At 72.9% G+C, this 12960-nt stretch carries 13 protein-coding genes and 1 tRNA gene; 5 read left to right on the top strand and 9 right to left on the bottom strand.

What is annotated here, in order from left to right; all coding sequences use genetic code 11:
* Positions 1 to 115 precede the first annotated feature (115 nt).
* The 9 genes from rplL to ABL310_RS07915 all read right to left on the bottom strand — a co-directional run bounded on the left by rplL (position 116) and on the right by ABL310_RS07915 (position 6026).
* Positions 116 to 493, bottom strand: coding sequence for a 50S ribosomal protein L7/L12 (gene rplL, locus ABL310_RS07955; RefSeq protein ID WP_349371145.1), 378 nt, complete (start codon positions 491 to 493; stop codon positions 116 to 118).
* Positions 494 to 545: 52 nt separating this feature from the next.
* Positions 546 to 1064 (bottom strand): 50S ribosomal protein L10, encoded by a 519-nt coding sequence (rplJ, locus tag ABL310_RS07950; protein WP_349371144.1) that lies wholly within the window; start codon positions 1062 to 1064, stop codon positions 546 to 548.
* 578 nt (positions 1065 to 1642) lie between these two features.
* Complete coding sequence (gene rplA, locus ABL310_RS07945; protein ID WP_349371143.1) at positions 1643 to 2338, bottom strand: 50S ribosomal protein L1; 696 nt, start codon at positions 2336 to 2338, stop codon at positions 1643 to 1645.
* Positions 2339 to 2348: 10 nt separating this feature from the next.
* Positions 2349 to 2780 carry a 50S ribosomal protein L11 gene (gene rplK / locus ABL310_RS07940; RefSeq protein ID WP_349371142.1) on the bottom strand — a complete coding sequence of 144 codons (432 nt, stop codon included), beginning with the start codon at positions 2778 to 2780 and terminating at the stop codon, positions 2349 to 2351.
* Positions 2781 to 2944: 164 nt separating this feature from the next.
* Complete coding sequence (gene nusG / locus ABL310_RS07935) at positions 2945 to 3478, bottom strand: transcription termination/antitermination protein NusG (protein ID WP_349371141.1); 534 nt, start codon at positions 3476 to 3478, stop codon at positions 2945 to 2947.
* A gap of 14 nt (positions 3479 to 3492) precedes the next feature.
* A complete protein-coding gene (secE, locus tag ABL310_RS07930; RefSeq protein ID WP_349372019.1) occupies positions 3493 to 3696 on the bottom strand; it encodes a preprotein translocase subunit SecE in 204 nt (67 codons plus the stop codon).
* 320 nt (positions 3697 to 4016) lie between these two features.
* Positions 4017 to 4093, bottom strand: a tRNA-Trp gene (locus tag ABL310_RS07925).
* A 127-nt stretch (positions 4094 to 4220) separates the two neighbouring features.
* A complete protein-coding gene (tuf, locus tag ABL310_RS07920; RefSeq protein WP_349368473.1) occupies positions 4221 to 5411 on the bottom strand; it encodes an elongation factor Tu in 1191 nt (396 codons plus the stop codon).
* A gap of 180 nt (positions 5412 to 5591) precedes the next feature.
* On the bottom strand, positions 5592 to 6026 hold the full coding sequence (locus ABL310_RS07915) for a PRC-barrel domain-containing protein (RefSeq protein ID WP_349371140.1): 435 nt from the start codon (positions 6024 to 6026) through the stop codon (positions 5592 to 5594).
* Positions 6027 to 6156: 130 nt separating this feature from the next.
* Between ABL310_RS07915 and ABL310_RS07910 the strand changes: the two genes are divergently transcribed.
* From ABL310_RS07910 to ABL310_RS07890, 5 genes are all read left to right on the top strand, one after another.
* Positions 6157 to 6852 carry an ABC transporter ATP-binding protein gene (locus ABL310_RS07910; RefSeq protein WP_349371139.1) on the top strand — a complete coding sequence of 232 codons (696 nt, stop codon included), beginning with the start codon at positions 6157 to 6159 and terminating at the stop codon, positions 6850 to 6852.
* 8 nt (positions 6853 to 6860) lie between these two features.
* Positions 6861 to 9395: an FtsX-like permease family protein gene (locus ABL310_RS07905; protein ID WP_349371138.1), complete on the top strand. Its 2535-nt coding sequence runs from the start codon at positions 6861 to 6863 to the stop codon at positions 9393 to 9395.
* 116 nt (positions 9396 to 9511) lie between these two features.
* The gene (locus ABL310_RS07900; protein ID WP_349371137.1) at positions 9512 to 10495 is read left to right on the top strand and encodes a sodium-dependent bicarbonate transport family permease; all 984 of its coding nucleotides are present in this window, start codon (positions 9512 to 9514) and stop codon (positions 10493 to 10495) included.
* Positions 10492 to 10860 carry a DUF190 domain-containing protein gene (locus ABL310_RS07895; RefSeq protein WP_349371136.1) on the top strand — a complete coding sequence of 123 codons (369 nt, stop codon included), beginning with the start codon at positions 10492 to 10494 and terminating at the stop codon, positions 10858 to 10860. Before ABL310_RS07900 ends, ABL310_RS07895 begins: the two co-directional genes overlap by 4 nt.
* Before the next feature lie 139 nt (positions 10861 to 10999).
* On the top strand, positions 11000 to 12919 hold the full coding sequence (locus ABL310_RS07890) for a M1 family aminopeptidase (protein WP_349371135.1): 1920 nt from the start codon (positions 11000 to 11002) through the stop codon (positions 12917 to 12919).
* Positions 12920 to 12960: the final 41 nt, after the last annotated feature.

Genomic DNA, 12960 nt, shown 5'->3' with positions numbered 1-12960 from the left:
CCGCCCGCCGCGGGGCCGCGGAAGGCCCCCTCATCGGACGGAAACGACGGCCCCGGGCTTCCCCGGGACCGTCGGGATCGTCAAAGGCCGATCGCCACGCGGCGATCGGGCCCGATCACTTGAGCTCGACCTTGGCGCCGGCCTTCTCGAGCTGGGCCTTGATCTTCTCGGCCTCCTCCTTCGAGGCGGCCTCCTTCACGGTCTTGGGAGCGCCCTCGACCATGTCCTTGGCCTCCTTCAGGCCGAGGCCGGTGATCGCGCGGACCTCCTTGATGACCTCGATCTTCTTGTCGCCGGCCGCGGCCAGGACGACGTCGAACTCGGTCTTCTCCTCGACGGCCTCGGCGGGAGCGCCGCCGGCGGCGGGGCCGGCGACCGCGACCGCGGCCGCGGCGGAGACGCCCCACTTCTCCTCGAGCATCTTGGCGAGCTCGGCGGCCTCGAGAACGGTGAGCGACGACAGGTCGTCGACGAGCTTGGCGAGATCAGCCATTGTCTTCAGTTCCTCAAAAAGGTTCGAACGGTTCGTGTCGGGTGGGTCGGCGTCAAGCCGCTTCCTCGGACTTGGCATACGCCCCGAAGACGCGCGCCAGCTTGGCGGCGGGCGCGGTCGACAGCTGGGCGATCTTGGTCGCCGGGGCCTGGATCAGGCCGATCAGCGTACCGCGCAGCTCGTCGAGCGACGGCATCGTGGCGAGAGCCTTGACGCCGTCCGGGTTCAGGGCGGTGGCCCCCATCGCTCCGCCGAGGATGACCAGCTTGTCGTTGGTCTTGGCGAAGTCGACGGCGGCTTTCGGGGCCGCGACGGGATCTTCGGAATAGGCGAGCAGGGTCGGGCCCTGCAGCAGCTCCGAGATCGACGCGACTTCCGTGCCTTCGAGAGCGATCTTGGCGATGCGGTTCTTCGCGACCTTCACGGTGGCGCCGGCCTGCTTCATCTGCGCGCGCAGCTTCTGCATGTCGGCGACCGAAAGGCCCGAATAGTGGGCCACGACGACCACGGACGTGCTGGTGAACACGTCGTTGAGCGTCGAAGCGAGCTCGCGCTTGGCTGCTCTGTCCACTGGGCTCTCTCCGGTTGGCCGGAGCCCGCGAGGGCCCGGCCGGTTGCACACAACCGCCCATCAATCCGGCTCGCCGGGCCGATGGACGGCGCTCTGGCTAAGCCCTGTCCCCCTCCGACGCGGATCGCGCCCTCGGGAAAGCGATGGTTCGAACCTTCTTCGCCGCGGCGCCCGCCTTTCGGCCGGCGCCGTGGAAATACCGGTCGTCCCCGTCTATGCTGGCCCTCGGACGACGCCGGGAATTAAGCCCTCGCGGGCGCCTGCAGTCTCGGACAGGACAGGCCGCACGACCCCGCTCGAGAATCCCGCAAGGGGCCTCGCTCGGGTCCGGCAGCCGTCTTTCCGGCCGGTGTTCCGGCCGAAAAACGCGCGACCGAGGCTCCGCTGGACGCGGACCCACTCGGTCGATGAATTACGCGGACCGCTTCCTTAACGCGTCGCGCCCCGGATGCCAAGGGGGAATCTCGGCGAAAGTCAAGCGGGTTTTTCCGGAGCGGGGCTCCTGCGGCCGCCGCCCCGGACGTGCGAACGGCCGGGCGCGAGGCCCGGCCGTCCTGCGCGTCGCGCTGGCGCGCGGGTCAGCTCGTGACCGACGACACGTCGATCTTGAGGCCCGGGCCCATCGTCGAGGTAATGGCGATGCCCTGCACGTAGGTGCCCTTGGCGCCCGACGGCTTCGCCTTGATCACCGCGTCGGCGAAGGCCTTGACGTTCTCGGCGAGCTTGGCCGGCTCGAACGAGAGCTTGCCGACGCCGCCGTGCACGATGCCGGCCTTCTCGACGCGGAACTCGACGGCGCCGCCCTTGGCGGCCTCGACGGCGCCCTTCACGTCCATGGTGACGGTGCCGACCTTCGGGTTCGGCATCAGGCCGCGCGGGCCCAGCACCTTGCCCAGACGGCCGACGAGCGGCATCATGTCGGGCGTCGCGATGCAGCGATCGAAGTCGATCGTGCCGCCCTGGATCTGCTCGACGAGATCCTCCGCGCCGACGACGTCGGCGCCGGCCGCCTTCGCCTCGTCCTGCTTGGCGCCGCGCGCGAACACCGCGACGCGGACCGTGCGGCCCGAGCCGTTGGGCAGGTTGCAGACGCCGCGGACCATCTGGTCGGCGTGGCGGGGGTCGACGCCGAGGTTCATCGCGATCTCGAGCGTCTCGTCGAACTTCACCTTCGAGCGCTCCTTGAGGAGCGCGATCGCCTCGTCGAGCCCGTACAGCTTCGTCGGGTCGATGCCCTCGCGGGCGGCGCGGATACGCTTTCCAGCCTTGGCCATCTCGTCCTCCTCAGCCCACGACCTCGAGGCCCATCGAACGGGCCGAGCCCTCGATCATGGCGGCGGCCGCCTCGATCGAATCGCAGTTGAGATCGACCATCTTCTTCTCGGCGATCTCGCGAATCTGCTCGGCGGTGACCTTGCCCACCGGGCCGCCCTTGCCGGGAGCCGTCGCGCCCTTCTGCACGCCGGAGGCCTTCTTCAGCCAGTAGGTGACCGGCGGCTGCTTCATCTCGAAGGTGAAGGAGCGATCCTGATACGCGGTGATGATCACCGGGATCGGGGTGCCCTTCTCCATCTGCCCGGTCTTCGCGTTGAAGGCCTTGCAGAATTCCATGATGTTGAGGCCGCGCTGGCCGAGCGCCGGGCCGATCGGCGGGGAGGGGTTGGCCGCCCCGGCCGGGACCTGGAGCTTGATGTAGCCCGTGATCTTCTTCGCCATGAGACTGCGTCCGTAGCGTCCGCCGCCGGCTGCCGGCCGGGGGCGGAGGGTTGCAGGGCGCGGTGCGGCCGGTCGAGGCCCGGATGGCGTCCGGGCAGGCCTCCCGCGCGTCGTTCACGCCGGCGCGGGAGGCGCCGGCGCGATGCGTCCGGGTCGAGCGGTCCTCAGACCTTCTCGACCTGGCCGTATTCCAGCTCCACCGGGGTGGCGCGGCCGAAGATCGACACGGCGACCTTCACCCGCGAGCGGCCCTCGTCGACTTCCTCGACGACGCCGTTGAAGGAGGCGAAGGGGCCGTCGGAAACGCGCACCGTCTCGCCGACCTCGAAGGAGACCGAGGGCTTGGGGCGCTCGACGCCCTCCGCCACCTGGCCCTTGATCCGCTCCGCCTCGTGGTCCGGGATCGGCATCGGCTTCGCCTTGTCGGCGCCGAGGAAGCCCGTGACCTTGGGGGTGTTCTTGATGAGGTGATAGACCTCGTCCGTCATCTCGCACTTCACGAGCACGTAGCCCGGGAAGAACTTGCGCTCGGCGTCGACCTTGCGGCCGCGGCGCACCTCGACGACCTTCTCGGTCGGGACGAGGATCTCCTCGAACATCTCCGAGAGATTGCGCTGCTCGGCCTGGTCCTTGAGCGACTGCGCGACCTTGTTCTCGAAGTTCGAGTAGGCGTGGACGATGTACCAGCGCTTGGCCATGCTCTCCCCTCCCCTCAGCCGCCGAGACCGAGGACCAGGCCGACGCCGAAGCGCAGGATCTGGTCGACGACGAGGAAGAAGAGCGCCGCGAGAAGCACCATGACGAAGACCATGCCGGTCGTCACCATCGTCTCCTTGCGCGTCGGCCAGGTCACCTTGGACCCTTCCTGGCGCACCTGCTGGAGGAACTCGAACGGTGTGGTCTTGCCCTTGGCCATCTTTCGCTTCACGCCAAATCGCCCCGCCGCCGGCCGTCGCGCATCGCGAAGATCGGCGGGAGGGCTGGAGAAACCTGTCGGCTACGGCGGTCCGGGAGCGCCGCGGGGGGCGCGCCGGCCGAACCGGAGACCGTGTAATAGAGACGCCGCCGCGATTAATCAAGGGACGTTTGCCCCTCGCGAAACGACCGCCCCTCCGGGCCGCTCACGCGGCCCGCCTCCCCTGCGGGAAGATGGCGGCGGCGGCGTGAGCGGGAAACGAAAAGCGCGGCGCTCGTCCCCGAGCCCGCGCCTGATCCTGCCGTCGATTCCCTGCCGGTTGGCAGGAGTGGAGGGACTCGAACCCCCAACCCCCGGTTTTGGAGACCGGTGCTCTGACCAGTTGAGCTACACTCCTACGGCGGTCCGGAAGCGCCGTGTTCTGGGTCTTCCGGGGCCGGGAGGCGATGGTTAGCGCATCGCCTCCCGGAAGACAATCGGCTTGTGAAGCCCGCCCCGCGTTTTTTCGGGGGGCGCGAGATCCCTCAGTCCAGGACCGCCGCGACGACGCCGGCGCCGACGGTGCGGCCGCCCTCGCGGATGGCGAAGCGCAGCTTCTCCTCCATGGCGATCGGCGCGATCAGCTCGACCTCCATGGCGACGTTGTCGCCCGGCATCACCATCTCGGTGCCCTCGGGCAGCTTCACCATCCCGGTCACGTCCGTCGTGCGGAAGTAGAACTGCGGACGGTAGTTGTTGAAGAACGGCGTGTGGCGCCCGCCCTCCTCCTTGGTGAGGATGTAGGCCTCGGCCTTGAACTTCTTGTGCGGCTTCACCGAACCCGGCTTGCACACGACCTGGCCGCGCTCCACGTCCTCGCGCTTGGTGCCGCGCAGCAGGACGCCGACGTTGTCGCCCGCCTGGCCCTGATCGAGCAGCTTGCGGAACATCTCGACGCCCGTGACGGTCGTCTTGACGGTGTCGCGGATGCCGACGATCTCGACTTCCTCGCCCACCTTGATGATCCCGCGCTCGACGCGGCCCGTCACCACCGTGCCGCGGCCCGAGATCGAGAACACGTCCTCGATCGGCATCAGGAACGGCTGGTCGATCGGGCGCTCCGGCGTCGGGATGTACTCGTCCACCGTCGCCATCAGCGCGAGGATCGCCTGCTTGCCGATCTCGGGGGACTTGTCCTCGAGCGCCATCAGGGCAGAGCCCTTGGTGATCGGGATGTCGTCGCCGGGGAAGTCGTACTTCGACAGGAGCTCGCGGATCTCGAGCTCGACGAGCTCGAGCAGCTCCGGATCGTCGACCATGTCGACCTTGTTCATGAACACGACCAGAGCCGGCACGCCGACCTGGCGCGCCAGCAGGATGTGCTCGCGCGTCTGCGGCATCGGGCCGTCGGCCGCCGACACGACCAGGATCGCGCCGTCCATCTGCGCCGCGCCCGTGATCATGTTCTTCACGTAGTCCGCGTGCCCGGGGCAGTCGACGTGCGCGTAGTGACGGTTCGTCGTCTCGTACTCGACGTGCGCCGTCGAGATCGTGATCCCGCGCGCCTTCTCCTCGGGAGCCTTGTCGATCGCGTCGTAGGCCGTGAACGTCGCCCCGCCGGTCTCAGCCAGCACCTTCGTGATCGCAGCCGTCAGGGACGTCTTGCCGTGATCGACGTGGCCGATCGTCCCGATGTTGCAGTGCGGCTTCGTACGCTCGAATTTTGCCTTAGCCATCGCTCGCTTCCTGACGTCGTGCGCTCGGTTGGGCGCGCTCGCTTGTGCCCTGCGCACGCGCGCCGCGCGGCCTCGGGCGTGGTCCGTGCCCGGTATGCGCGCGGACGCGCGCCGGCTACGGGCGGTTTGGGCGCCCGCTTAGCGGGGTTTTCGTGGGGTTTCAAGAGGGGACGTGCGCCCTCACAGCCCCAGCTGCGCCGCCGCGTCCTCCAGCGCGCCGTAGGCGTCTCCGGCCTGCAGCTCCGAGAGCGGCTTCGTCAGCGACACGGTCGAGGCCTTCGCCGCGACCTTCACCGCCGCGAAGGGCACGGGCACGCGGGTCCCGTCCGGCGTCTCGAGGATCGCGGCGACGATGCGCCCGCCGGGGATCACCGCGAGATTCGCGATGGTGCCGACGCTCCCGCCGCTCGGATCCGCCACCTCCTTGCCGAGGAGGTCGCGCACGAGGAGCGCGTTCTCGGCCGCGTCGCGCAGGGCCGTCGCGGCCTCCGCCATGCCGTCGGGGCGGGGCATCGGCGTGGGGGTCGCCGCCGCGCCGGATTGCTGCTGCGCGAGGGCGGGCGGGCCCACGAAGGCGAGCGCGAGGGCGGTGGAGAGGACGGCGCGCGGGGTCATGGGCAGGCTCCTTCGCAGGGCGGGGTCGCCTCGACGACGCGTCGGCGCGCCCGCGGTTCCTTCGCACGGTTCCGGCGCGCCCTCGCCTTCCCCCGCGGATGCGCTAGCTTTCGCGGCGAAGGAAAACTCGATGCCGCATGCCGATCCCCTCGTCGCCCTCTCCGACCTGACGCTCTCCTACCCCTCGCCGGAGGGCGAGGTCGCCGTCCTGCGCGGGCTCGACCTCACTCTCTCCCCCGGCGAGGCGCTCGCGGTGATGGGCCCGTCGGGCTCCGGCAAGTCCTCGCTGATCGCGGTGATGGGCGGGCTCGAGCGGCCCACCGGCGGGCGCGCCCGGGTGCTCGGCCACGCGCTGGAGGAGGCGGACGAGCGCGCCCGCACGCAGCTGCGCCGGCGCGCCATCGGCATCGTCTTCCAGTCCTACCACCTCGTCCCCGCCATGACGGCGCTCGAGAACGCGGCGCTCCCCCTCGTCCTCGCCGGCGCGCCAGACGCCGAGGCGGCGGCCGCCGCCATGCTGGAACGCGTCGGCCTCGGGCACCGCCTGACGCACCGGCCCTCCGCCCTCTCCGGCGGCGAGCAGCAGCGCGTCGCGGTGGCCCGCGCCTTCGTGGCGTCTCCGCGCCTCGTCCTCGCCGACGAGCCCACCGGCAATCTCGACCGGCGCACGGGGACCGCCGTCGCCGACCTGATGCTCGGCCTCACCCGCGAGAGCGGCGCGGGGCTCGTCCTCGTCACCCACGACGAGGCGCTCGCGCGCCGCTGCGACCGGGTGATCGCGATCGAGGACGGCCGGGCCGTGGCGCCCGCCCGAGAGCCGGCATGAGAGCCGGCATGAGCGCGTCCGTCCCGGCCGGATCGCCTCTCGCGCCGCTGCCCCGGCTGCTGCGGGCGGAGCTGCGCGCGGGCATCGCCGGCCTGAGGCTGTTCGTCGCCTGCATCGCGCTCGCCGCCTTCGTGCTGGGCGCCGTGTGGATGACGGCCTCGGCCCTCACCCGGGCGCTCGAGGCGAACGGCGCGATCCTGCTCGGCGGCGATGTCGCCGTGAGCGTCGTCAACGCGCCGCTCGACGCGGCGCTCGTCGCCCGGCTCGCGGCTCTGGGCCCGATGTCCGGCGTGGCCGAGCTGCGCACGACCGCGCAGGCCGACGCGGTCCGCGCGCCCGTCGAGGTGAAGGCCGTCGACGACGTCTACCCGCTCGCCGGATCGGTCGCGATCGCGGGCGCGGCGTCCCTCCACGACGCGCTCGCATCGCGCGACGGCACGCCCGGCGCGGTGCTGGAGCCCGCGGCGCTCGCCCGGCTCGGCGTTTCGCCGGGCGACACGATCATGCTGGGCGGCGCGGACTTCGCCGTGCGCGGCGTGCTCGTGCGCGAGCCGGACCGGCTCTCGGCCGGGCGGTTCCTGGTCGGGCCGCGGGTGCTCGTCGGGATGGAGCCCGCCCGCGAGGCCGGGCTCATCGGCGCGCAGACGCTGGTCGACTGGCGCTACCGCCTCGTCGCGCCCGACGGCGTCTCACCGGAGGCGCTGGCGGAGCGGGTCCGCGCCCTCGCTCCCGAGCGCGGCTGGGAGCTCGAGACGCCCGCCGACGCCGGCGATCGCATCCGCGAGGTCGCGGCGCGGCTCGCGACCTTCCTCGGTCTCGCCGCCTTCGTCTCCCTCGCCATCGGCCTCGCCGGCGCCTTCGCCGGCGCGCGGGCCTGGATCGGCCGGCGCACGCGCACCATCGCGCTCTATCGTCTCTCCGGGGCCGAGCCGGCGCTCGTGCTCGCGCTGCATGCGGCGATCGTCGCCCTCGCCGCCGCGATCGGCATCGCGCTCGGCCTCGCGCTGGGCGCGGGCGTCGCGGCGACGCTGATGGATCTGCTCGCCGAGCGGCTGCATCTCGGCTGGCGCGGGCGCGACCTCCTCCCCGCCGCCGCGCTCGCGACGCTCACCCTCGCCATCGGCCTCGTCGGCGCCTGCGCGCCGAGCCTCGCCGCCGCGGCCCGCACGCCGCCGGGCGCGGCCATGCGCAGCGCCGACGCGCCGCCCGTGCCGGCCCGGCGGGACGCCCTGATCGGGCTCGTCGCGCTCGCCCTCGCCCTCCTCCTCGCCATCCTGGCGACGCCACGCGCCGAGCTCGCGGCCGGCGCCGCGATCGGCCTCGCGTTCGCGGCGGCGACGATCGGCGCGGCCGGCTTCGGCCTCGCGCGTCTGGCGCGCCGCCTGAGGCCGCGGAGCTTCGTCGCGCGCATCGCGCTCGGCGCCCTCGCCGAGCCCGGCGCGGCGGCGACCCGCGCGGTGGCGCTCGGCATCGGCATCGCCGGCATCACCGCCGTGATCGCGACGCAGGCCTCGCTCGCCACGGCTTTGCGCGGGGAGCTGCCCGAGCGCATCCCCGATCTCGTCCTCCTCGACGTGCAGCCCGGCCAGATCGAGGCCGTACGCGGGCGCATCGGTTCCGATCCGGCGCTCGGCGGCGTGCAGGCCTCGCCCTTCATGCGCGCCACCATCACCGCCGTGAACGGCGTGCCCGCCGAGGAGGCGCTGGTGCGGGCCGACAAGGCCTGGGTGATCGAGGGCGACCGCTCCTTCGCCTGGGCGGCGGAGCCGACGGGCGCGGAGCTGCTCGCGGGGGCGTGGTGGCCGGCCGACTACGAGGGCCCGCCCCTCCTCTCCCCCGAGGAGGACGTGCAGCAGGCTTTCGACCTCGTGCCCGGGGACCGCGTCACCTACAGCGTGCTCGGCCGCTCCTTCACGTCGGACGTGGCCAACATCCGCAAGGAATACCACCGCACCTTCCGGCCCGAATTCCTGCTCGTCGCCTCGCCGGAGCCGTTCCGGAACGCGCCGCATTCCTGGATCGTCTCGCTCGAGGGCGAGACGGACGCCGCGGTCGACGGGCTGGTCTCCGACCTCGCCCGCGACGCGCCGGGGATCACCGCCATCGACGTGCGCCGGATCGTCGAGGAGCTCGCCCGCATCGTGGAGGGCGCCACCCTCGCCTCGCTGGCGGTCGCGGGGGTGCTTCTCGTCGCGGGGGCGCTCACCCTCGCCGCCATCGTGGCCGCCGAGGTCGATTCGCGCCGCCGCCAGGCCGTCGCCTTCACGCTCATCGGCGCGAGCCGCGGCGAGATCGCGCTCGCGCGCCTGGGCGAGGCGGCCTGCGTCGGGCTGATCGCCGCCGTCGTGGGCGGCGGCGCGGGACTGTCCATCGCCGGCTGGATCGTGCTCGACGCTTTGCGCGTCGACTGGGCGCCGGGCGTCGGCGCGCTCCTCCTGCCGCTGGCGCTGGGCACGCTCGCAGCGCTCGCCGCCGGCGCCGCCGGCGGGCTCGGGGCGGCCCCGCGCGGGCGCGGGCAGCTGGTGCGGCTCCTGGCGCAGTGATCTTTCGGCGCCATGAGCCGCGTCGCCGATTGACCACCCGAGCCATGGGATTTGCCCGCGCGCCCGCGCGCCGCTAAGGAGGAGCCGCCCGCCGCCAGACCGAGGTGGATTCCCGCGTGCTCTCGCTCATCGTCGCCAATCTCACCTCGCCCATCGTCCTGTTCTTCGCGCTCGGTCTCGCGGCCGCGCTGGCGCGCTCCGACCTCGCGGTGCCGGAAGCGGTGGCGAAGGCGCTGGCCCTCTATCTGATGATGGCGATCGGCTTCAAGGGCGGGGCGAGCGTCGCGGGCCACGGCGTCGACGCCCGCCTGATCGGGGCGGTGATCGCCGGCGCCCTCTTGAGCTTCTCGATCCCCTGGATCGCCTTCCAGATCCTCAGCCGCACCACCCGGCTGCCGAAGATCGACGCCGCCGCGGTCGCCGCGCATTACGGCTCGATCTCCATCGTCACCTTCGTCGCCGCCTCGGAATCGGTGCGGCTCTCCGGCCTCGTCGCCGAGGGCTATCTCGTGGCGGTGGCGGCCGTGATGGAGGCGCCGGCGATCCTCACCGCCTTGTGGCTCGCGCAGGGCGCGCGCAAGGCCGCGGGGCGCGATCCCGAGAGCGACGAGCCGCCGGGCGCGCTGATGCGCGAGATCCTGCTCAACGGCTCCATCGTGCTGCTCGCCGGCGCGTTCGTGATCGGCTGGATCACCGGGGATCGCGGGCTCGAGATCGTCTCGCCCTTCCTGGTCGCGCCCTTCCAGGGCGTGCTCTGCCTGTTCCTGCTCGACATGGGCCTCGTCGCCGGGCGCGGCCTGCGCTCCGGCTGGCGCGAGCTGCGCGGGCCGGTGCTCGCCTTCGGGCTCTACATGCCGCTGGTCGGGGCCTCCCTCGCCGCGCTCGTCTCGCTGCCGCTCGGCCTCTCCGCCGGCGGCACGGCGCTGCTGATCACGCTCGCGGCGTCCGCCTCCTACATCGCGGTGCCCGCGGCCATGCGTCTCGCGCTCCCCGAGGCGCGCCCGGCGATCTATCTCACCCTCTCGCTCGGGGTGACGTTTCCGTTCAACCTGACGCTCGGCATCCCGCTCTACATCGCGCTCGCGGAGGCGCTGCCATGACAGACGACCAGAAGCCGGACGACCGGAAGCCGGACGACGCGAAGACCCCGCGCCTCGAGACCTACGCCAAGAAGCGCCTCGACATCATCGTCGAGGCCCCGATCATGAACCGGCTGCTCGACCTGCTCGATCGCCTGGCGGTGACGGGCTACACGGTCGTCCCGGCGCTCGCGGGCCGCGGGCGCGAGGGCTCCTGGCGCCGCGCCGGCCTCGTCTCCGACGCGGGGCAGATGGTGCTCGTCATCTGCGTCCTCGACGAGAGCCGCGTGCCCGACGTGCTGGAGCCGGTCTACAAGCTGCTCTCCCGCCAGATCGGCGTCGTGACGATCTCGGACGTCTCGGTGATCCGGCGGGAGCATTTCTGAGGGCGGCCTCCCCACCGGGCCGCGTCGCGGCCCAGCTCCCCTGCGGGGAGATGCCGGGCGGCCGTGTTCGGCGCGCGTCCTCGCCCTATATGCCGAACTCCAAGGATGGCCGCGGGCGCGCGGCGGACGAGGAGGGCGGATGCGGTTTCTCCAAGGTGTGGCGGCTTTTCTGGCGGTCTCGGTCGCGGGGCTCGTTGCGACGCAACCCGCGCACGCGGCGGCGGAGCACGCGGTCACGCTGCGGCTCGATCCCGAGACCGGCGCCCTCGCCCTGAGCGACGTTGTCACCGGCGCGGACGCTGCGCTCGTGCTGGACGGAGCGGACTGGCTCGAGACCCTCGCCGCGCAGGCGGGCGACGCGGCGATCGCCCCCGAGGACGGGCGGCTCGTCGTCCCCGCCGCGCGCGCAGCCGCGGACCCGGTGACGATCACCGCCGAGGGCGTGCTGCCGCCGGTCGACGGCGCCCTCGCCGCCGCCGGGGCGAGCCCCGAGGGCGCCTTCCTGCTCGACCCCTCCGGCTGGCTGCCGCGCTCGGCGGACGGCGGGGACGCGTACACCCTCACCGTCGAGACGCCCGCGCCCTGGCGCGCCGTCGCCACCGGCGCGCTCGTCTCCGAGGAGGAGGCCGGCGACGTCCGCCGCGCCACCTTCCGCTTCGCGCCGCACGACGAGCCCCCGGTCGTCCTCGCCGGCCCCTGGATCGTCGACGAGCGCGACGTCGCGGGCCTTCGGCTGCGCACCTACTTCCCCGAGGCGGCGCGGGACTACGCGCCGGCCTATCTCGACGCGGCGCAGGTCTTTCTCGCCCGCTTCGCCGAGGAGATCGGGCCCTACCCGTACGACGGCTTCGCAATCGTCGCTGCCCCGATCCCCGTCGGGCTGGGCTTCCCGAACCTCACCTACGTGGCGCAGAGCATCCTCGCCCATCCCTACATGCGCGGGCGCTCGCTGGCGCATGAGATCCTGCATTCCTGGTGGGGCAACGCCGTCGGCCTCGAGGCCGGCGCCGGCAACTGGGCCGAGGGGCTGACCACCTACCAGGCGGACTACGCCCTCGCCGCCGACGAGAGCCCGGAGGCGGCGAAGGCGCTGCGGCGCGAATGGCTCGCCGACCTCGCCGCCCTCCCGGCGGACGCGCGCACGCCCATCGTCGATTTCCGCTCCAGCGGGCACGACGGCCAGGCGGTCGGCTACGGCAAGCTCGCCCTCGTCTTCCGGATGCTGGAGCAGGAGCTCGGCGAGGCGGACTTCCGGAGCGGGCTGCGGACGCTCTACGAGCGGCATCGCTTCGGCCGCGCCGGCTGGCCGGAGGTGCGCGCCGCTTTCGAAGCGGCGGCGGATCGCGATCTCGGCTGGTTCTTCGGGCAATGGCTGGAGCGCGCCGGCGAGCCGCGCGTGATCCTCGCCGACGCCGCGCCGCTGGCGGACGGGACGGGCGTCTCCCTCACCCTCGCCCAGGACGCGCCGGCCTACCGGCTCTCGGTGCCGGTGCGGATCGAGACCGCGGCGGGGCCGGTGGAGACGATCGTGCGCCTCGACGCCGAGACGCGGACCTTCCGCCTGGAGACGCCCGCCGCGCCGGACGCCGTCCACGTCGACCCGGATTTCGGCGTCGTGCGCGCGCTGCTCGACGGCGAGACCGCGCCGGCCTTGCGGGATGTCCTGCGGGCGGACGATCTCACGCTCGTCGCGCCCTCCCCGGCCCTGCCCTTCGCGGAGGCGCAGGCGCTCGTGCGCCGCCTCGTCGGCGCGGACGCCGCGCTCGACGCCGCCTCCGCCCCGCCGGACGCGCCGGCGATCGTCGTCGGCCTCACCGCGGACGTCGCCCGCCTCGCGGCGGAGGGCGCGCCCGCCCGCGCGGGCGAGGCGCGCGCCTGGATCGCGCGGGAGGGCCCGCCCCGTCTCCATCTCTCGGCCGACACGCCGGACGCCCTCGCCGACCTCGTCGGCCGCCTGCGCTTCTACGCCAAGGAGAGCCTCGTCGTCGTCGCCGACGGCGAGGCCGTGCGGCGCGAGACGTGGGAGACCGGCGCGAGCCCGCTGACCCGGCGGTTCTAGCGGCCACGGCGCTTGCCTCCCGGCCACGCTTCCCGCACTCT

The organism is Salinarimonas sp., from assembly GCF_040111675.1.
Taxonomy (GTDB): domain Bacteria; phylum Pseudomonadota; class Alphaproteobacteria; order Rhizobiales; family Beijerinckiaceae; genus Salinarimonas.
This window is presented reverse-complemented; position numbering and strand designations above follow the sequence as displayed.